This is a genomic window from Paenibacillus glycanilyticus NBRC 16618 (assembly GCF_004000805.1).
Taxonomy (GTDB): domain Bacteria; phylum Bacillota; class Bacilli; order Paenibacillales; family Paenibacillaceae; genus Pristimantibacillus; species Pristimantibacillus glycanilyticus.
Genome location: NZ_BILY01000050.1, coordinates 1 through 20,214 on the forward strand (window position 1 = coordinate 1; position 20,214 = coordinate 20,214).

Annotated in this window: 19 protein-coding genes; 15 read left to right on the top strand and 4 right to left on the bottom strand. The window is 53.4% G+C overall.

Features of this window, described 5'->3' with window-relative positions:
* The 6 genes from PGL01S_RS27420 to PGL01S_RS27445 all read left to right on the top strand — a co-directional run.
* Positions 1-1,075 (top strand): S-layer homology domain-containing protein (locus PGL01S_RS27420; protein ID WP_174806612.1); only part of this gene is annotated, 1,075 nt, incomplete at its 5' end.
* Positions 1,076-1,142: 67 nt separating this feature from the next.
* The gene (gene isdE, locus PGL01S_RS27425; protein WP_127498375.1) at positions 1,143-2,078 is read left to right on the top strand and encodes a heme ABC transporter substrate-binding protein IsdE; all 936 of its coding nucleotides are present in this window, start codon (positions 1,143-1,145) and stop codon (positions 2,076-2,078) included.
* 4 nt (positions 2,079-2,082) lie between these two features.
* Positions 2,083-3,063: a FecCD family ABC transporter permease gene (locus PGL01S_RS27430; RefSeq protein WP_127498377.1), complete on the top strand. Its 981-nt coding sequence runs from the start codon at positions 2,083-2,085 to the stop codon at positions 3,061-3,063.
* Positions 3,053-3,826, top strand: a complete 774-nt coding sequence (locus tag PGL01S_RS27435) for an ABC transporter ATP-binding protein (RefSeq protein ID WP_127498379.1) — start codon at positions 3,053-3,055, stop codon at positions 3,824-3,826. The genes PGL01S_RS27430 and PGL01S_RS27435 overlap by 11 nt, the downstream gene beginning before the upstream one ends.
* 175 nt (positions 3,827-4,001) lie before the next feature.
* Positions 4,002-5,252, top strand: a complete 1,251-nt coding sequence (locus tag PGL01S_RS27440) for an FxLYD domain-containing protein (RefSeq protein ID WP_127498381.1) — start codon at positions 4,002-4,004, stop codon at positions 5,250-5,252.
* A gap of 11 nt (positions 5,253-5,263) precedes the next feature.
* A complete protein-coding gene (locus PGL01S_RS27445) occupies positions 5,264-6,418 on the top strand; it encodes a S1C family serine protease (protein ID WP_116394079.1) in 1,155 nt (384 codons plus the stop codon).
* Between the two features lie 441 nt (positions 6,419-6,859).
* Here the strand turns inward: PGL01S_RS27445 and PGL01S_RS31070 are convergent, their stop codons facing one another.
* Together PGL01S_RS31070 and PGL01S_RS27455 are read right to left on the bottom strand one after the other, a co-directional pair.
* Positions 6,860-7,735: a hypothetical protein gene (locus PGL01S_RS31070; RefSeq protein ID WP_176587501.1), complete on the bottom strand. Its 876-nt coding sequence runs from the start codon at positions 7,733-7,735 to the stop codon at positions 6,860-6,862.
* Between the two features lie 166 nt (positions 7,736-7,901).
* Positions 7,902-8,516, bottom strand: coding sequence for a superoxide dismutase (locus tag PGL01S_RS27455; RefSeq protein ID WP_127498383.1), 615 nt, complete (start codon positions 8,514-8,516; stop codon positions 7,902-7,904).
* 355 nt (positions 8,517-8,871) lie between these two features.
* Between PGL01S_RS27455 and PGL01S_RS27460 the strand changes: the two genes are divergently transcribed.
* The 7 genes from PGL01S_RS27460 (at position 8,872) to folE (ending at position 13,383) form a co-directional block, all read left to right on the top strand.
* A complete protein-coding gene (locus tag PGL01S_RS27460) occupies positions 8,872-9,294 on the top strand; it encodes a GNAT family N-acetyltransferase (RefSeq protein ID WP_015842428.1) in 423 nt (140 codons plus the stop codon).
* A 171-nt stretch (positions 9,295-9,465) separates the two neighbouring features.
* A complete protein-coding gene (locus PGL01S_RS27465; RefSeq protein WP_116394082.1) occupies positions 9,466-10,023 on the top strand; it encodes a DUF402 domain-containing protein in 558 nt (185 codons plus the stop codon).
* A 5-nt stretch (positions 10,024-10,028) separates the two neighbouring features.
* Entirely contained in the window at positions 10,029-10,613 is a 585-nt protein-coding gene (gene lepB / locus PGL01S_RS27470; RefSeq protein WP_127498385.1) for a signal peptidase I, read from the top strand.
* 164 nt (positions 10,614-10,777) lie between these two features.
* Positions 10,778-11,212 (top strand): ribonuclease HI, encoded by a 435-nt coding sequence (gene rnhA / locus PGL01S_RS27475; protein ID WP_116394084.1) that lies wholly within the window; start codon positions 10,778-10,780, stop codon positions 11,210-11,212.
* Positions 11,213-11,239: 27 nt separating this feature from the next.
* On the top strand, positions 11,240-12,427 hold the full coding sequence (gene queG, locus PGL01S_RS27480; RefSeq protein WP_127498387.1) for a tRNA epoxyqueuosine(34) reductase QueG: 1,188 nt from the start codon (positions 11,240-11,242) through the stop codon (positions 12,425-12,427).
* Between the two features lie 110 nt (positions 12,428-12,537).
* Entirely contained in the window at positions 12,538-12,753 is a 216-nt protein-coding gene (locus tag PGL01S_RS27485; protein WP_127498389.1) for a YneF family protein, read from the top strand.
* Between the two features lie 39 nt (positions 12,754-12,792).
* Positions 12,793-13,383 (top strand): GTP cyclohydrolase I FolE, encoded by a 591-nt coding sequence (gene folE, locus PGL01S_RS27490; protein ID WP_116394087.1) that lies wholly within the window; start codon positions 12,793-12,795, stop codon positions 13,381-13,383.
* A 161-nt stretch (positions 13,384-13,544) separates the two neighbouring features.
* On the opposite strand, the gene PGL01S_RS27495 is transcribed toward folE, so the two are convergent.
* A complete protein-coding gene (locus PGL01S_RS27495) occupies positions 13,545-14,639 on the bottom strand; it encodes an alpha/beta hydrolase (RefSeq protein ID WP_127498391.1) in 1,095 nt (364 codons plus the stop codon).
* A 236-nt stretch (positions 14,640-14,875) separates the two neighbouring features.
* Between PGL01S_RS27495 and PGL01S_RS27500 the strand changes: the two genes are divergently transcribed.
* Entirely contained in the window at positions 14,876-15,619 is a 744-nt protein-coding gene (locus PGL01S_RS27500; protein WP_127498393.1) for an IclR family transcriptional regulator, read from the top strand.
* Positions 15,620-15,864: 245 nt separating this feature from the next.
* Here PGL01S_RS27500 and acnA read toward each other — a convergent pair whose 3' ends face one another.
* Positions 15,865-18,567 (bottom strand): aconitate hydratase AcnA, encoded by a 2,703-nt coding sequence (gene acnA / locus PGL01S_RS27505; protein WP_127498395.1) that lies wholly within the window; start codon positions 18,565-18,567, stop codon positions 15,865-15,867.
* Positions 18,568-18,835: 268 nt separating this feature from the next.
* Here acnA and PGL01S_RS27510 point away from each other — a divergent pair, with 268 nt between their 5' ends.
* Positions 18,836-20,200 (top strand): amidase domain-containing protein, encoded by a 1,365-nt coding sequence (locus PGL01S_RS27510; protein WP_127498397.1) that lies wholly within the window; start codon positions 18,836-18,838, stop codon positions 20,198-20,200.
* The last annotated feature ends 14 nt before the right edge of the window (positions 20,201-20,214 follow it).

Sequence of the window (20,214 nt, forward strand, 5' to 3'; positions counted from 1 at the left end):
GACAACTGCCGTAGCAAACGCGTCGAACGGCGGCGGTACTGCGCCGGTGGATCCCAACCAGATCCCGAACGGCACGTACAGCCTGAACTTCACGATTTTGAAAGAAGGAACGAACCAAGCTTCGGTTATGGATGGTTATACCGTTCATCCGGCTACGCTGGTTGCGAATAACGGCGTCTATTCCGTAACTCTTCGCTTAACGCAAAGCAAAGAGATTACAGGCTTCAAGGTTAACGGCGTGGCGCCAACTACAGTCTCTTCCAATGCCGAGAAAAACACTCGAGACGTGAAATTCACCGTCAGCGACCTGTCTCAGATTGTAAACGGCTGGGTCAAAATCGACTGGGATGCTGTTAGTTATCACGAAGAGTACAACATTCAAATCAAATTCGGCAGTTATTTCACTTACACCGAGCCGGGTTGGACGGGGAATCCGTCAATCCCTTCCACTCCTGATGAGGAAGAGGAAGAAACAACCGATCCTTCAACCGAACAGCCTGGCGCAACCTTCAAGGATGTCGAAAAGCATTGGGCGAACGAGTCGATCAAACGCGCCGTCCAGCTTGGGATCGTAAACGGCTATAGCGACGGTACATTCAAACCGGACGGCGTGATTAACCGCGCCGAGTTTACGGCGATGATCAGCCGTGCCTTGAAGCTTCAAGCTTCGGAAGGCGGAGCATCGTTGAACTTCAGCGACCTGTCCTCCATCCCGGCATGGGCGAAGCCGTTTATCGAACAGGCGGCGGCAGCGGGCATCATCAGCGGTTATGCGGATGATTCGTTCCGTCCGGCGCAAGAGATTTCGCGTACCGAGATTGCCGTAATGGTCGTCAAAGCGCTTGGTTTGCCGCTTGAGCCGGCAGCCTCGCTTGCCTATGCGGATGCAAACAGCGTACCCGAATACGCGAAGGCAGCCGTAGCTACGGCGGTCAAATACGGCCTTCTCCAAGGCAAAGGCAATAACAAGTTTGACCCGCTTGCCCATGCAACTCGCGCCGAGGCTTTGACTTTGATCCTTCGCGCTCTGGATTTCGCGGCGGCACAAGCAGCGCAGCAAACAGCAGCGAAATAAACGCATGCAGGAGGATGTCCGGGAGGCCGGATATCCTCTGCCTTGTTTTTCGGAAAGGAGAGATAAGATGTTTGCCAGATTGGCGAAAATGCTGGTCGTCACTCTATCCATAAGCGCCTTGGCCGCTTGTTCCTCCGGCGGAACAACGGCACGGGAGCCGGAAACCACCGCTGCAAATGCAAGCAAGCCCACGGCAACGGAAGCCGCGAAGGAAGAGCCGCGTATCGTATCCACTACCGTAGCCGTTACTCAAATCATGAATGCGCTTGAGCTTGACCTTGTAGGCATTCCGACCAGCGTGAAGACGCTGCCGGATCGTTATAAGGCGGTGAAGGAGGTCGGAAATCCAATGAGCCCGGATATGGAGCTTGTGAAGTCATTGCGTCCAACCGAGGTGTTGTCCGTCACCACGCTGAAGACGGATTTGGAGCCAGCTTTCGAAGCAGCGAAGATTAACGCGACTTTTCTGGATCTGACGAGCCTTGCGAGCATGGAAGAGGCGATCAAGATTTTGGGGCAGAAGTATGAGCGCACGGAGCAGGCGGCTAAGATCGTGAGTCAAATCGATGAACGGATTGCCGAGATCAGCAAGTCGACGGAAGGCAGATCAAAGCCTGCCGTACTCATTCTGCTTGGCGTACCGGGCAGCTATCTCGTGGCGACGGAAAAATCCTATATCGGCAGCCTTGTGCAGCTGGCCGGCGGCGTGAATATCGCAAGCGGCGCGAAGGTGGAGTATTTGGCTTCCAACACCGAGTATTTGCAAAAGTCCAATCCGGACATTATTTTGCGTGCCGCTCACGGGATGCCGGATGAGGTGATCAAGATGTTTGACGAAGAGTTCAAGAAGAACGATATCTGGAAGCATTTTAACGCGGTGAAGAACGGACGGGTCTACGATCTTCCGGAAGAGCTGTTTGGCACAACGGCTAATCTGGCCGCGGCCGATGCGCTGAAGTCGCTTGTCCCGATGTTGTATCCCGAAGCGAAGGATGCTGCGTAACGCGATGAGAAAAACAATCAGCTTTGCTGTTATCCTCTTGCTGCTGCTTGGCGTTACGTTCTGGTCGATGACAACGGGCAGCATTAAGGTCGGATTTATTGAGCTTATTGACGGATTATTAAACGGAAACAACGAAGAAGCGGCCGTTGTCCGCGATTTGCGGCTGCCCCGTATTATGGTCTCCATGCTCAGCGGGGCAGCGCTTGCGGTGTCGGGCGCGCTTCTTCAGGCTGTCATGCGCAATCCGCTGGCGGACGCGGGGGTCATCGGGATTTCCTCCGGCGCCGGCTTTGTGTCCGTGCTGATGGTGACCATCTTTCCGGCGATGTTTTTCTGGATGCCGATTTTTTCGATTGCCGGCGGCGTTCTAGCTTTCCTGCTCGTGTATTCGTTGTCCTGGAAATCCGGACTTAACCCGATGAGGACCCTGCTGGTGGGTGTCGCGATTAACGCAACCTTCACGGGACTAGGGCAGTCCTTCAACTACCGGGGCAGCTATGCGGTGACGTCGGTAAACCAGGCGATCAGCTCGATTTTTACGATGAAGACATGGACGGATGTTCAGGTGCTAGGCCTTTACGGCTCCATTGGCCTGCTGCTCTCCCTGCTGGTTATTCCATGGTGCAATATGCTGTCGCTCCAGGATAAAACGGCGGGCAGCCTTGGGCTGAACGTGGCCCGCGCGCGGATTGTGATTTCCATCATTGCGGTTTTGCTTGCTTCGGTGGCGACCGCGGTTGGCGGACTAATCCTGTTCGTGGGCCTGCTGATTCCGCATATCTCCAGGCTGCTTATCGGCTCCGACCATAAAGCGCTTATTCCGTTCTCGGCGCTGGCCGGAGCGCTGCTTATTTTATCCGCGGATACGATTGGACGCACCGTCCTGGCGCCTACCGAAATTCCCGCATCGATTATAATGACCGTTATTGGCGGACCGTTCCTTGTCTTTATGCTGAGAAAAGGGGGACGCGAATTTGGAGCTTAATCGGGTGACGTTTGCTTATAAGGAGAAGTCCCATACCCTTCATGAGGTGACCGCCTCGATCGAGCAAGGTAAAATCACAACCATCATCGGTCCAAACGGAAGCGGCAAGTCTACCTTGCTTGGCGTATTGTCGCGTCACTGCTTGCCGCAAAGCGGCGAAGCGGTGCTGGACGGCAAAGCGATTCCGGCGTACAAGCCGCGCGAGCTCGCCCGCAAGCTGGCGGTTGTCCACCAGCAGAATGAAGCCCCGTCCGATATAACGGTGGAGAAGCTTGTTACCTTCGGGAGGCTGCCTCACCGCAAGATGTGGACGCCCGGCGGAGAAGAGGACGACGCTGCCATTGAATGGGCGCTGGAGCTGACGGGATTGTCCGGGAGGCGGAAGCAGCGTCTGACCGAGATGTCGGGAGGAGAGCGGCAGCGCGTATGGATCGCGATGGCGCTGGCGCAGCGGACGCCGATCCTGTTTTTGGATGAACCAACGACCTTTCTGGATATGTTCTACCAATATGAGCTGCTGGAGCTTATCCGCAGGCTGAATGTCGAGCATGGTCTGACGATCGTTATGGTGCTGCATGATCTGAATCAGGCAATCCGCTACAGCGACCGTTTGCTTGTCATGAAGGAAGGGAAGCTGCTGCTGCAAGGCCCTCCCGAATTCGTGGTGACGGAGCATACGATGAAGGAGATTTACGGCATCGAGGTTGCCATCCGCAGCGATGAACGAACGGGTATGTATATGGTGCCGATTGGAGTAAAATAGGGCGATTTAAGATGTGCCGGATCCTGCTGAAGCGGGGTTCGGCTTTTTTGCGCGAAAGTTGGAAAGGGTTGGAGAAACTTTTTTTATTTTCCGTTAAGGAAAAATGGAGATCATTTATTTTTTCATATAGAATAGATAAGAGATATAAAGAGATGAACACTCAAGTTGGAGGAGAATGAAATTGTATTGCCATCATTGCGTTAGGGAGCATGATGCGGATGCCGTATATTGCAGCAGATGCGGCAGGCTGCTGGAGCCAGAGCGGAATTTGCAGCATGGAACAGAGGATAAGGCGGCAGCGTTGGAAGAATGGGATACGGCAAAGGACCAGGCAAGCACAGCATTGGAGACGTCGCAAACGCCGTTAAAGCAGACTGGCAGGGGCAATTTGCTCATTGGATTGATCCCCGTCATTGTACTCGTTGGTATTGCAGCGGTGCTGTTGTCTTATTATTTATATGAAACCAGATTAAATAACCGTGTCCTGGATTGGCAAAATGCAGCCAGACAGGAGGCATTGGCGGGTAAATACGAAGAGGCATTCCGGCAGCTGAACAAAGCGGCGGATGCGCGTCCGGATTTTAAGCCGGTACAGGCGGATTTGAAGGTCGTGGAGGAAGCATTATCCCTTGACCGTACGTTAACGGAAATTCAGCAGCGTCTGGATGACCAGGATTTGGGCGAAGCCTCTATCCAGCTGGAGCAGGTGAAGTCGAAGCTGCGCGGCCGGGAAGAGCCGATTTTCGGCAAAGTAAGGGATCAGGTTGAAGAAATGTCGACGAAGGTAACGGTGCTTCAAGTATCGTCGGAGTATGAGAGCATGACTGGCATTGACGATCTTGCGGGAGAGTATAACCAGGTGAAGGGCTTGTCCGGCGATGAGGCGCTTGCGCTTCGGCAGAAAATTGAAGCGAAGATTGCGGATATCAGCTACGACGAGGCCGACGCGATGCGGAAGAAGAAGAACTTCTCGGCGGCTATTACGGCAGCGCAGAAGGGGCTCATCTACGCGCCCGACAACGATAAGCTGGCTAAGCTGTACGACCGGATTGTTGTAGAGAAGAAAAATTTCGAAGACGCGGAGCAGCAGCGGATTGAGCAGGCGATGCAAAAGGCGGCGGAAGAGGATCTGATCAATCAGACGGCAGCGGTTAAGGTGAAGCATATCGATGCGCAGCTTGATCTTTTCGGCGACTTTAACGTGAAGGGGGAACTGCTCAACGCAGCTACCCGGCCGATTTACTCCGTTGTTATTGAATATACGGTTCATGATTCGGAAGGAAAAGTGATTACAACGGGCAAGGTGGATGCTACCCCTTCTTATATTGAGGCGGGAGAGACGTTCAGCTTCTCCTTTGTTGTTCATCATGTGCAGGATGAGAATGCAACAGTGGCTATCGATCATATGACTTGGTATTTGGATTAGGGGAATTAGTCATGAAAAAAGGAACATGGATTAGTCTCGTCGCGTCTGTGGCGGTGCTCTGCGCGGGAGCGGGCACCGCTGCGTATATACATGCGGAGGTGCCGAAGCAGCTAAGCGGCCTGCCTTTACTCGCTGACGCTAACGCTGGTGCGCCTAAGTCGTTAAAGGATATTATTTACGCAACTCAAAAGCTCGTTGTCATGATCGAAACGGAGGACGGGACGCAAGGCTCGGGTTTCGTCTATAACGATAAAGGCGACCTGATTACCAACGCCCATGTGGTTGCCGGTGCGAGCAAGGTGACGGTAAAAACGGCCGATGCGCGCGAGCTCGAAGGAGATGTTATCGGCATCAGTACGGAGACTGACGTTGCGGTTGTACGCGTTGCCGGACTAGCGGGAGTAGAACCGCTTTCGATGGTGCGCAAGGAGAAGGCGGAGATTGGCGATGAAGTTATCGCGATAGGCAGCCCGCTTGGCTTCCAGAATACAGTTACAACCGGCATTGTAAGCGGCGTAGGCCGGAGCTTCGAGATCAAGCCTTACACGTATAACGACCTGTACCAGATCTCGGCGCCTATTGCTCCGGGCAACAGCGGCGGACCGCTGGTCGACAAGAAGACAGGCGAGGTTCTGGGCATTAACTCCGCCGGGATCGAGCAAAGCTCGATTGGGTTCAGCATACCCATCGTAAACGTGCTGGACATGGCCGAGGCATGGTCGGAGCATCCGATGAAAACCTTGCCGGAAGGGAAGCCGGCCGAGGATGACGGCAACGTGAAGAAGGATGCATCGATTACCGAGTATGCGGAATATTTGGTTACGCACTTTTACGATAGTCTTAATAATGCCGATTACGTTTACGCTTATTCCCTGCTTGGCGGCAATTGGAAGCTTGGCACCAGCTACGAGGTATTCCGCCAAGGTTACATGATGACCCGGAACGTGGTTATCGACAACATCCACGTCACGAAGGAAAGCAACGACGAGGCGATCGTTACGGCAATCATATCGGTTGACGAACGGGTGGACGGCGAATACCGGCTCAGCAAGTATCAGGTAACCTATGACGTTGGTTACGAGAACGATCAGCTTAAGCTGATCAGCGGCAAAGGCAAAGTCATTAAGCAAGGCGAGGAGCAAGATAAGCCTACGAAGGCTAAATGAGGTTGAACGGGCTGGAGGAAAGGTCGCGGGCATAGGCTCGCGGCCTTTTTGCATGCGCTATAAGGGAGCGCTTGCTCGAGTGCGCTGTTGTCGATCGTAAACGGCAATCTGCGGCTAACCCTCTCTGCGTAGAGGATTAAATAGCCCGTACAACGTTGCACGAAATACATCATAATGGTGCAGTTGGGTGCTGTAACGCCAAATATCCTGCACAGATTGCAGGATATATGGCATGGGGTTAGCTATATTGCCTTAGTGCGGCGAATTATAATGCACTATGTTCAATATATTTCGCACAACCCTGTCCGAATGGCCGATTATGCTGTATTTCGTGCAACGTGCATGTATATGTATATGGAGCTGGAAGGCTGAAAACAGCCTATCAGAGGGAAAACAAGAAAGCTGCAAGGCCGAATACGGCCTTGCAGCTCGGATCAATCTTTATACCTCTTCCGGATCATAGGTGGCAAAGTGTTCGGCAACGTTCAGATGGGCAATATCCGTCAGCTCCTGCGGTAGTTCATCCTCTTCGTCAGATCTTCCGGTTGCCGTGAAGAACAACTCGATTGCGACCGTATCAAAGCGTTGTACCGGGAAGGTCAGCAGCGTTTGCGGTATGACGCGGCCATTCAAGCGGAGAATACACTGAATTGGTCCGCCGATAGGGATCCCGCTAACCGAAGCAATCTGACCGTTAAACGAGAAGCGTACAACGCCGGTTTGAGCAAGCGAATCGCGAATGCTCATGCCAGGCCAGAACGAAACGCGGTAAGCGTTCGTTACGTTAGGGAAGAAACGTCCGCCGTTAATGACAACAGTGACATATGCCGGTCCGGGCTGAGGAGGGAACGGCGGAAAGAACGGCGGGAAAAACGGCGGAAACGGACCCGGCCCCGGCGGGAATGGACCCGGCCCTGGCGGGAACGGCCCCGGCCCCGGCGGGAATGGCCCTGGTCCTGGCGGGAATGGACCTGGCCCAGGCGGGAACGGACCTGGCCCTGGTGGGAATGGTCCCGGCCCAGGCGGGAATGGCCCCGGCCCAGGCGGGAACGGCCCTGGCCCCGGTGGGAATGGCCCCGGTCCTGGCGGGAATGGCCCCGGTCCTGGCGGGAATGGCCCCGGCCCAGGACCCGGACCTGGCCCCGGCCCTGGACTCGGCCCTGGACTCGGCCCTGGACCTGGCCCCGGACCCGGCCCTGGTCCAGGAGGTGGCGGAGGCGGTCCGGGCATTAACGTCCGCGTGCCCCCGCAGCCGCAGTTGCTAACAACGGTGTTGTTGCCTTTCCCTTCGATATACTTATAAGTATAGCTGTTCATGCGCTTTGTCAGACTCCTTCGTATGACAGATTAGGCAATCATCCTGATCCATCTTATGCGGCGGATGCCTATCCGTGTGCACGAAGCAGCAGCTGCGGGACCTTTTGCGATAAAAATAAACAAGGCTGCCCCAAAGGGACAGCCTTGTTTGTATTCAAGCAACTGCTTATTTAACAGCTGCTTCGTAACGTTTGCCAACTTCAGCCCAGTTTACAACGTTCCAGAACGCTGCAATGTAGTCAGGGCGTTTGTTTTGGTAGTTCAGGTAGTAAGCATGCTCCCAAACGTCCAGACCAAGGATAGGCGTTTCGCCTTCGAAGATCGGGCTGTCTTGGTTAGGCAGGCTCGAAACTTTCAGCTTGCCGTCTTTAACGGAGAGCCAAGCCCAGCCGCTGCCGAAGCGAGTTGTAGCTGCTTTCGCGAATTCAGCTTTGAACGCGTCGAAGCCGCCCAGTTCGCTGTCGATTGCCCCAGCCAGTGCGCCAGTTGGAGCGCCGCCGCCGTTAGGGCCGATAACTTCCCAGAACAGGGAGTGGTTTGCATGGCCGCCGCCGTTGTTGCGTACAGCCGTTTTAATTGCGTCCGGAACGATTGCCAGGTTGTTAGCCAGCAGTTCTTCCAGGGACTTGTCTTGCAGCTCAGGAGCTTGTTCCAGAGCAGCGTTCAGGTTAGTCACGTAAGTGTTGTGGTGACGGCCGTGGTGGATTTCCATTGTCAGCGCGTCGATATGCGGTTCAAGAGCGTCTTTCGCGTAAGGCAAAGCAGGTAATTGATGAGCCATGATTAACAGCCTCCCATAAATAGGTTATGTAAAACTCTTCTCATATTATCCCTTATCCGAGTGCATAAATCAACATTAATGTTGCAAAAGTCGAATGGTGACGGACAAAGTCGTACGAGTTGTAGAATGTCACGGGAGCCACGGAAATATGCAAAAACATTAGAAAACGAGGCAAATCCAGAGTAAACGGGCAATAAATACATGTAAGCGCTTAAAATAAAGCGTTTTCAACGTAATTTAGCAAATTTCTTTAAAATTTTTAAGTATTTTTTAAGACAAAAAGAGGATTTCGTTATAAAATGTCGTAAAATATATAAATGCAGCACTATGACAAGGTATAGAAGGTGTATAATTAATGAACGTTCGTTCCTTCCAGTTGTCTGACTACAGACCTGTCACTACACTCCTTGAGGAAGTATTGTCTGAAGAGTGTTACGAACAAACGATGGAAGCTTTTGCGCGTCAATTGTCATGGGACAGTGAGCTTGTACTTGTCGCTGTCGAAGAGTCGGAAATTGTAGGTATGATCATCGGCACGATTGATAATAACAAGGGTTATTACTATCGTATCGCTGTTCATACGGAGTATCGTCGCCAAGGAATTGGCAAGGCGCTTATACAAGCTTTACGGCAGCGCTTCGAGCAGCGCAACGTTTCCAAAATATTAATTACCGCCGACGAGCATAATGAACCGGTGTTGCCGTTATATGAAGCGATGGGTTATGCTTCGAACGACTTTTTCCGTTCATTCCAGAAATTAAGTATTGTAGCAGGCTAAACGGCTTCCGAATTCAGCCTAATAGCCATATTGTGCAGGGCATATCTGCATCGCCATTGCTTTTGGCGGTCAGATATGCTTTTCTATTTAAAAGGACTATTGTTTGGAACATACGAACGGGGCGCTTGATGCCGCCCTTGGCCCGTTTCACAATAAGTAAGGAGAGGCGTCATGGACATTTATCGGCACTGTGTTATCAAAAGCTTCAAGCACGACGGTCATATTCACCGAACATGGCAGCGCAACTACCTTGTGCCGGCAGAACGGCTTGCGCCAGTGCACAGGGATAACCAAATCATTGTGCTTATAAATCGTCAGACGCCTATAGTGGAATCCGACGGCAAGCAGTGGATCAGCCGCGTGCCGGCGGTATCGTTCTTTATTCCGGGTGAATGGTTTAACGTCGTAGCGCTGCTGGAAGACAGCGGCATCCGTTACTATTGCAATATCGCATCTCCGCCTTATTTGCAGGGGGACGTGCTTACTTATATCGATTATGATCTGGATGTGATCCGCACGACCGAAGGCAACCGCTATGTCGTGGATCAGGACGAGTACCAGATGCACAAGCTGGCTTATCATTATCCGCAGATGGTGGAGGACAAGGTTCAGCAAGGACTGGCAGCGCTGCTCAAGCGGATGGACGAGGGAGCGGTTCCTTTCCAGGATGACATTGTCCAAAGCTACTATGCAGACTGGCATAGCACCTGTGGGGAAAGCGAGGGGTAGGCTACATGAGTGTATCCCCTTCCGATCTGAATGAAACCGCCCCGCGGGAGGCTCATGAAAAGCCTCATTGGTTTAAGGAAGGCCTGGAGTGGGCGAAAACCATAACGATTTCTTTTCTGATCGTGATGGTGCTGCATCTGTTTGTCTTTAATCTCTCGACAGTCGAAGGGCATTCCATGGAGCCGACGCTTCAGGACCGGGAGTGGCTGTTCGTGAATAAGGCCGCTTATCTGATTGGCAATCCTAAGCTGGGAGATGTCGTTATTCTCGAGGACCCTTCGGCATACGGCACCGAAAAAGACTTTCTGGTGAAGCGCGTCGTTGGCGTAGCGGGCGACCGCATCGAAATTTACAATAAACAGCTCTACCGTAACGGAGAAAAGGTATCGGAAGCCTATACCGATGTCGAAATCGAGGATTTGGATTTTATGCCGGTCATTGTTCCGAAGGGGCAATATTTCGTTATGGGGGACAACCGCCATGCGAGAGCCAGCAAGGACAGCCGGATTTTTGGCACCGTACCGCGTTCCATGATCCACGGCAGAGCGGATATTATTCTGTGGCCGTTCAAGCAGGTGAAGGTGTTATAGCCTTATAGAATTGGTCCGCAATTTTCTAAGCCTATGCTTATGAAGCAAGAATTGCTTCTCAATTCTTTAGGCGTATGCTTTCGAAGTAAGAATTGCTTCGCAATTCTTTAGGCCTATGCTTACGAAGTAAGAATTGCTTCTCAATTCTTTTAGGAGATGGAAGAATGAAAGAAGTGACAATCTATACGGACGGCGCCTGCTCGGGGAATCCGGGGCCGGGCGGCTGGGGAGCCGTTTTATTCTACGGTGCGCACCGGAAAGAACTTTCCGGGGGCGAAAAGCATTCGACGAACAACCGGATGGAGATTCAGGCGGTTATTGAAGCGCTGAGTCTTCTGAAGGAACCATGCAAAGCAAAGATATACAGCGATTCCGCTTATGTCGTGAACTGCTTCCAGAAGGGCTGGATTCACGGCTGGCTGCGCAATGGCTGGAAGAACAGCAAGAAGGAGCCGGTGGAGAATCAGGATCTGTGGAAAATGCTATGGGATCTGATGAAGCGCCATCAGGTGGAATACATCAAAGTAAAAGGGCATAGCGACAACGAGTGGAATAACCGCTGCGACGAGCTTGCCCGCGAAGCGATTAAACGGTTGTAACTTTAGGAGGAAGGGAGCCAGGTGCTAATGGACGGCAGCCGCTGGATAACGTTAAAAGAAGAATTGCGCGAAGCGGCGGCAAGCCTTGGCATTGACAAGATTGGCTTTGCTTCCGCCGATCCGTTTACCGAGCTGAAAACAAGGCTGATCCGGCATCGCGAGCTAGGCCGCGAGTCGGGCTTCGAGGAGCCGGATTTGGACAAACGGACCAATCCGGCTTTGCTGTTTGATAATCCGCAATCGATCATCGCGATTGCCGTCGCTTATCCGGCGAAGCTGCCTAATCCGCCAAAGTCGGAACCGGGGGCCAGACGCGGTATTTTATCGCGGTCCGCTTGGGGCGATGATTATCATAAGGTGCTGCGGGACCGGATGGCGAAGCTGGAGGCCTGGCTGAAAGAACGCGTACCCGAAGCGCGGTTCGAGAGCATGGTCGATACGGGCGCCTTGTCAGACCGGGCGGTTGCCGAACGTGCCGGGATCGGCTGGAGCGCGAAGAACTGCTCGATCTTAAGCGAGGACCTGGGCTCTTGGATTTACCTCGGCGAGATGATCACGAATATCCCGTTCGAGCCGGATACACCGGTGACGGAGGGCTGCGGGGAATGCACCAAATGCATTGACGCATGCCCGACGGATGCGCTGGTTGGTCCGGGACAGCTGGATTCGAATAAGTGCATCTCGTTTATTACGCAAACCAAAGGCTTCATCTCCGATGAATACATGCGCAAGATCGGCAACCGGCTGTATGGCTGCGACACGTGCCAGACCGTATGTCCGGTGAACCGGGGCAAGAACTGGACCCACCAGCCGGAGCTTCAGCCGGATCCGGAGCTGGTCAAGCCGCTGCTTGTCCCGCTGCTGACGATCGGCAACCGGGAATTCAAAGATCGTTACGGCCATACCTCTTCCGCCTGGCGCGGCAAGAAACCGATCCAGCGCAACGCGGTTATCGGCCTTGGCAATTTTAAAGACAAAAGCGCCGTGCCGGATTTGATTGGCGTACTGAAGGACGATACGCGTCCGGTGCTGCGCGGAACGGCTGCCTGGGCACTCTCACGCATCGGCGGCGACGAGGCGATGGAAGCCCTGATAGAGGCGCTGCCGAACGAGACGGACGAAGAAGCCAGAGTCTATTTGGAGCGTGCGATCGCCAGTCTGGAGACTGACCTTGGCAGAGCGGAGGAAGGAGCTTCGATCCCGCGTGAAAGCTAGGAAAAATTACTTCCCCGGGACGTTTGCGAATGCCTGCTTTACATGCTATTATAGGGGTCATTATAGACTATAGGCTGGATTAGTAGAAAGGGCCGGGTGAGTTCATCATTATGTGGAACATCATTATTCCGATTGTAACTTTAATCGTAGGGGTTGCAGGCGGATTTTTTATCGGGGTATTCTACCTGCGCAAGCAGCTTGAGAAGATGCAGAACGACCCTGAAATGATTCAAAAAATGGCCAAACAAATGGGCTACAACTTGAACAAACAGCAAATGAATCGTGCACAGCAAATGATGAAAAATCAGAAAATGCCACGAAGATAAAGTGCGGTCAGTTGGTAGTAGCCGGAGAGGTGGTACGAAATGGCGGGGATGAAAGACTACGTCAATTCGGCGGTATCGCGCAACCGGGAGCAAATCGAGCATCATGTAAAAGAAATTTTGAAGCTGGTTGGCGAAGACGTCGAAAGAGAAGGGCTGCTGGAGACACCAGCTCGCGTTACCCGGATGTATGAAGAGATTTTCGCGGGCTACGAGGTAGATCCGCGCGAGGTGCTTGGCGTTACCTTCGACGAGCAGCATGAAGAGCTTGTTATTGTCAAAGACATTGTCTACTACAGCCAATGTGAGCATCATATGGCGCCGTTCTTCGGGAAGGTGCACATCGGATATATTCCAAGCGGCAAAATCGCCGGTCTCAGCAAGCTGGCAAGACTTGTTGAAGCGGTATCGAGAAGACTGCAGGTGCAGGAGCGGATCACGACGCAGATCGCGGACATTATGCAGGAAGTGCTGAAGCCGCAAGGCGTGATGGTTGTCGTGGAAGGCGAGCATCTCTGCATGTGCGCGCGCGGCGTGAAGAAGCCGGGCAGCAAGACGGTTACGTCGGCCGTTCGCGGCGTATTCTCGGATAGTGCGCTGCGTTCGGAGTTTCTGTCTTTGCTCAAGCAATAATAGCTGTAACAAGGTGAAACGGCTTCGCCATCCTTTGGTGGCGGGGAGCGTTTCATTCCGGAGAATTCTTAGAATTAAATAAAAGCCGCCGTGGCATCAAGTTCCGTTTCGAACGCTTGATGCTGCGGTGGCTTTTTTGTTATCCGTATAAGGGCTGTATGCTAAGTGGTTTGCGTATTGTCTTTGGCGGGATGCGATTCCTGGAACTGTTGATCGACCTGGCCGAGGAAAAGGGCTGCGCGCTGGATGTATTCGGTTGGCGAAGCGCGGAAGAGCATTTCGTGCTGGCCGTTTGGTACAATCCAGGAGCGGGACAGCGGGTTCGTCTGATCCGCCGCTATTTGCTCGGCTAACTGGTAAGGTGCTTTGGCATCGCTTGTGCCATGCATAATGTACAGCGGTATATCAAAGGACTTCGATAATATTTGATCAACCGGCACCTGCTTCAGGTTTGTGCCAGACCAGGTAGGGAGCAGCATTTCGATCAACTGCTTGGACGGGAACTTCGGTAGCGGCAAAATTTGCGTCACATTGTGGAACATCGTATCGGCAGTTGCCAGGAAGGTGCTGTCCAAAATCATCGCGTCAATATCCTTCGTCTGCAGCGCGGCTTGGAGAGCCGTGCCTGCTCCCATCGAGAAGCCCCATACGACAATCTCCTGGGCTCCGCGGGACTTGGCGAAATTGATGGCCGCGAGCAGCTGCTGCGATTCTTCAATCCCCGCCGTAGCCGGCGCCTTGTATTTCTGCGAGGCATAGCCGTAGTCAAAAAGCACCACATTATAGTGAAGCCCGTGAAGCAGCTTCGTCAGATCATACATCGGTACCCAGTCTTCCTCGCGGTTGGCGCCATAGCCGTGGCTGAAAATAACGGTGCGTTCCGACTTCGCCGTGGAGCTTGCCAGAACCGCGTCGGAATCATTATCCGAGGCAGGCACATACCAGCCGCTGACGGTTGTTTTTCCGCTGGCGCTTGGGAATAAAATATCTTCATAATCGAGGCCGGCAGCGGCCTTCGGATTGGAAGTTAGCGGTGCTACATAAGGATAGGTCAGCATCCAGGCGACATATCCGTAGAAAACGAGAACAAGCAGCAGGCATAGCGCCGTGAACGAAGCAACCAACGCGATGAAGAAATGCTTGCGCGTCTTAGCCTGCGGTCGCTGCTTTTGCAGCCCGCCATCAAGCGGAAAAGGCTGCAGCGTTTGGGGAAAGCCGGTTTCAAGCGGCATTGGTGTCATTATGGTTGTGCTCATCGCATCGTCCCTCCCTCACTACTAACTATGTAAGCGCTATTACATATCTAGTACTTTTATCGTAGACCCGTAGGGTGAGGCCTGTCAATTGATGTCGATGTAATGTTAAGCATTTGTAATCAGGCTGTAATGAAAGATCTTTTCTTTACCATTATCGCTGAATTAAGGTATACTGGATGATAATAAGTTTCATTGTACGAAACCAAAATTGGAGCGGATCAAGGAGGGCGGACTGGATGGAAGAAGGCAAATCAAATGTACGTGCGGTAGAACGGGCGCTGGATATTTTGCTCTGTTTCACGGAGGGATCGGATCTGGCAATGTCCGAAATCGCGGAAAAGGTAGGCCTGCATAAAAGCACCGTCCACCGCATGCTGGCAACGTTGGAAGACCGCGGCTTCGTAGAGCGGGATCCGTCGTCCGAGCGTTATCACCTCGGAATGCGGATGTGGGAGCTGTCGGCGCATCTGTCCAGCTCGGATGACCAATCCGTCATCTGGCAGCCGGAGATGGAGCGCTTGCGCGACCGGCTCGGAGAGACGGTTAGTATATATGTACGCGACGGATCGGAGCGCGTGCGGATTCAGGCGGTCCAGAGCAATCAGCCGGTTCGCCGGGTAGCGCCGGTTGGCGCAAGGCTGCCGCTGTATGCCGGCGCATCCAGCAAAGTGCTGATCGCTTATTCCGACCGCTTTGTGCAGGAGCAGATATTTGGCGATCCGGCTTGGCTGCTCGCGATCGACCTTGACCAATATAAGCAGCAGCTCGAGGAAATCGCGCAGCAGGGCTACGCGACCAGCTTCGAGGAACGCGAGCCGGGGGTAGCGGCATTGGCAGCGCCAATCTTCAACCGGCATGGCCAGGTGGCCGCGGCGTTATCCGTATCCGGACCATCCAGCCGTCTAACGATGGAGACGATGCGAGAGTATTCGCCGGTTCTAATCGAGTTCGCGAAGCGTATGGGGACCATGATCAAGTGACGGTTAAGTGGCAAACTTCGCATACGTGCAGGTTAAAGTGGCAAACTCCGCATTTGAATGTTCTTCCGATCGCCATTGCTCGAGGATTCCTAGGAATTAGGTTTAATAGTGTAGGAATCCCTTCACAAAAGCGACCACTTCGTTTCTCCAGAATCATTCAAAATGCTCCGTTTGCCATTAACCTTTTTATTAAGAGAAAAGAAAAGCGACTGTGCTGATTATACTTAGCACAGTCGCTTTTGTTTCTACATGATCTGACGGAGCACGGTTTGCAGGATCCCGCCGTTGCGGTAGTAGTCGACGTCGACCATGGAATCGAGACGTACGGTTACGTCGAACTCGGTTACTTTGCCATCCTCGCCGGTCGCTTTGACATGGACCTTCTGGCCGGGCTTCACGTCATTGGAGAGCCCGCTAATATCAATGGTTTCGCGGCCGGTCAGGCCAACGGTCTTCCAGCTTTGGCCTTCAAGGAATTGCAGCGGAAGCACGCCCATGCCAACGAGATTGGAACGGTGAATCCGTTCAAAGCTTTCGGCGATAACCGCTTTGACGCCAAGCAGCAAAGTGCCTTTTGCCGCCCAGTCCCGGGAGCTGCCCGTGCCGTATTCCTTGCCCGCAATAACAACAAGGTTCGTTCCGTCCTTCTGGTACTTCATTGAAGCGTCATAGATGGACATGACTTCGTTTGTCGGCAGATAGGTGGTTACGCCGCCTTCCGTCCCCGGCGCTACTTGGTTGCGGATGCGGATGTTCGCGAACGTGCCGCGCATCATGACCTCATGGTTGCCGCGGCGGGAGCCGTAAGAGTTGAAGTCGACCCGTTCCACATGATGGTCGGTCAAATATTTGCCTGCCGGGCTGTCGGCTTTAATATTGCCTGCCGGAGAGATATGGTCCGTCGTGACGGAATCGCCAAGCAGTGCCAGTATGCGCGATGACGGAATGTTTTGAATGTCGCCGACATCTCCGCTCAGATTCTCGAAGAATGGAGGGTTCTGGATGTAAGTCGAATCCGGATCCCACTCGTAGCTTTCGCCCTTAGCTACTTCAAGTGCGTTCCAGCGTTCATTCTGCGTGAAGACGTTGGCGTATTTATCACGGAACATCTCAGGACGGACTGCCGATTTGATCGCTTCATGCACCTCTTCATTGGTCGGCCAAATATCCTTCAAGAAAATCGGCTTGCCGCCTGCGCCCGTACCGATCGGGTCCTTTGACAGGTCGATATTTACCGTACCCGCCAGCGCATAAGCGACAACAAGAGGCGGGGACGCCAGATAGTTCGCTCTGACCTGGGCATGAATGCGTCCTTCGAAGTTCCGGTTGCCTGACAATACCGCCGCCACCGTCATATCATTGTCGGCGATCGCTTTGCTCACTTCATCAGGGAGCGGTCCGGAGTTGCCGATGCAAGTGCCGCAGCCGTAGCCGGTCAGGTGGAAGCCAAGTGCCTCCAGAGGCTCCATGAGACCCGCGCGCTCGAAATATTCCGTCACGACCAGCGAACCTGGCGTAAGGGAGGTTTTGACATAAGCCGGCACTTTTAATCCAAGCTCAACCGCTTTCTTGGCAACAAGCCCGGCCCCCAGCATAACGCTTGGGTTAGACGTATTGGTACAACTGGTTATGGCTGCAATAACAACGGCTCCGGTGCCCATTTCGCTCTCCCGGCCGTCTTTATGGTGAACCTTTACTCTTTGATTTTTATTTTCTTCGCTTAAGCCATAGCCGCCTTTTTCAACGGGCAGGTTGATAATATCGTTAAAAGCTTCCTTGAGATGGGTGAGTTCAACGCGGTCCTGCGGACGTTTCGGTCCGGCAAGGGATGGCACAACCGTGGACAGATCAAGCTCCAGCGTGTCCGTAAACACCGGATCCGGCGTTTCATCGGTGCGGAACATGTCCTGTGCCTTATAGTAAGCCCGAACCAGCTCAATCTGCTCTTCATCCCGTCCCGTATCCCGCATGTATCGGAGCGTCTCTTCATCCACCGGGAAAAAGCCGATCGTCGCGCCGTATTCAGGCGACATATTCGCCACCGTTGCGCGATCAGCCAGGCTGATGTTAGACAGGCCGGATCCGTAAAACTCGACAAACTTGCCGACAACGCCTTTTTTACGGAGCATCTGAGTAACCGTTAAAGCCAGGTCGGTTGCGGTGGAGCCTTCGGCTAAACTGCCGGTCAGCTTAAAGCCGATAACTTCCGGCATTACAAAATAGAGCGGCTGCCCCAGCATCCCGGCCTCCGCCTCGATCCCGCCTACGCCCCAGCCGACAACGCCAAGACCGTTGATCATCGTGGTATGGGAGTCGGTGCCGACCAGGGAGTCCGGAAAGACGACCGTGTCATCGCCGATTTTTTTGGTTGCGGCAACGGAAGCCAGATACTCCAGGTTCACCTGATGGACGATGCCGGTGTCGGGCGGAACTGCCCGGAAATTATCGAAGGCGGTTTGCGCCCAGCGCAGAAACCGGTAGCGTTCCTCATTGCGCTTGAATTCAAGCTTGATGTTGTATTCGAGCGCTTCCGGAGTACCGAAGGAATCGATCATAACCGAGTGGTCGATGACAAGGTCAACCGGCACGAGCGGATTAATTTTTTTTGGATCGCCGCCGGCACGCTTGACGGTATCGCGCATGGCCGCCAGGTCGACGACAACAGGGACGCCGGTGAAATCCTGCAGGAGGATACGCGCTGGAATAAAAGGGATTTCCTTATCGATCCGGCCGTTGGCCCAGGAAGCAATCTGCTTCACATGCTCCTCGGTTATCGCGCGGCCGTCGAATTGGCGGACGGCGGCCTCCAGCAGCACTTTAATCGAAAAGGGCAGCTTCGATACAGGGCCCAGCCCTTGCTTCTCCAGCTCCGCGATCGGGTAATACGCATAGGTTTTGCCGGCAGCATCCAGCGTGCTGCGCTCGGCAAAAGGGTTGTTCTTGGACATACGTTAGTGACCTCCTAAAAAATTTGCGAAGCAAATTTGACTTCTAAAGCATTCGCTTAAAATTTGCGAAGCATTTACTTCGAAAGCATCTGCTAAAAGTTTTCTAAGCAAACTTACTTCGGAAGCATTCGCTTAAAGTTTACGGTTTGCTTAAACATTCATCCTCTTTACCCCAGATAGTGTTCCCAAGCCCCATGGCGATTGTTACATGAAATCTTACATTTGCTCATATAATGAACCAGCAAATACAGGAATGGGAGGGGTAGCCATGTCTACGCGATCGGATCAAACAAGGAATCGTCCCGACAAGCAGCGGCCAAACAAAGCTTTAGTGCTCCAACCGGCGGCGGTGCGCACAAGTCAGCCGTCCGGGATCATATTGAAGGCGGAGGAGCTCGAAACGCAGCGTCCTTCCGTCGTGACGCCGGAAAATGCCGCCCGCGAGCAGCGGGGCGGTCAATCGCTGCCCGCTGGGCTACCCGTCCAATCCGCACCTACAAAGTCTGCCCAGCCGTCTGCCGGTCATACCGCCGGAAGGGAAGCCGGTGCGAAGCTTTCTTCCTTGCTTCGTTCCACCGAGCCGTCAGGCGCCGGAAAAAGGGAGAAGGCAGGCGAATGGAAGTCCGTTATATCCAAATACGTGAACTTATACAATAAGGCCGAGACGGATCAACATTATGCCGTTCTCGATGATTATATAGAAGATAAAGACCACTGCTTGAGGCTTCGTTACCGGCTTGAACGGTTGCGGGAAAGGGAGCTGTACCGCGGCGTGCTTCCCGCCAGGGGCGAGACCAAGGCTGAGCTTATCAAGGTGAACGAATCCTCTGCCGAAGTATCCGTTCTATTGAAGCTTCATATTAGAAGACAGATGGAGCAATCGGGGCTGCATTATCTGGAGGAGAGGACCGAAATCGAACGGTTATGGCTGAATCAGTCGGGAGGCGCCTGGCGCATCTTCCGGATCGAGCCCGTCATTGCTGAGCGGAGGCCTCGGTTCGGCGTTTCCGAGTACACCGCAGCGATGGAGGAGGACCTGGATCAGACCCGAGAAGCATCGGTCTTCCGGTCGACTCCTTTTTTGAACCTGGATCAATATCCGCAGTTGAAGCAACGGGTAAAAGGCATCCCCTATCGCCGCGAGCTGGCGGCCGCTTACGCCGACCGGTGGTGGAATGAAGGGAATCCGGCATACGAGGAATTCGAGGTAAACTGCACTAACTATATTTCCCAGTGTCTCTTTGCAGGCCACGCGCCTATGAACTATACTGGTAAAAGAGAAAGCGGCTGGTGGTACAAAGGCCGTAGCGGCGGCAAGGAATGGTGGAGCTACAGCTGGGCGGTGTCCAATGCGCTGACCAATTATTTGTCCGGCAAGCGCAATTCCGGCCTGCACGCAACCGTTGTTGAATCCGTGGAAGAGCTTCAGCTTGGCGATGTCATCACCTATGACTGGAACGGCGACAACCGGTACCAGCATAGCACCATTATTACCGCCTTCGATGCGGCAGGCATGCCGCTTGTGAACGCGAATACGGTTCCGAGCCGGCACCGGTTCTGGGACTACCGGGATTCCTATGCTTGGACCGAGCAAACAAGATACCGTTTTTTTCATATTGCGGACCACTTCTAAAAATAACCATACCG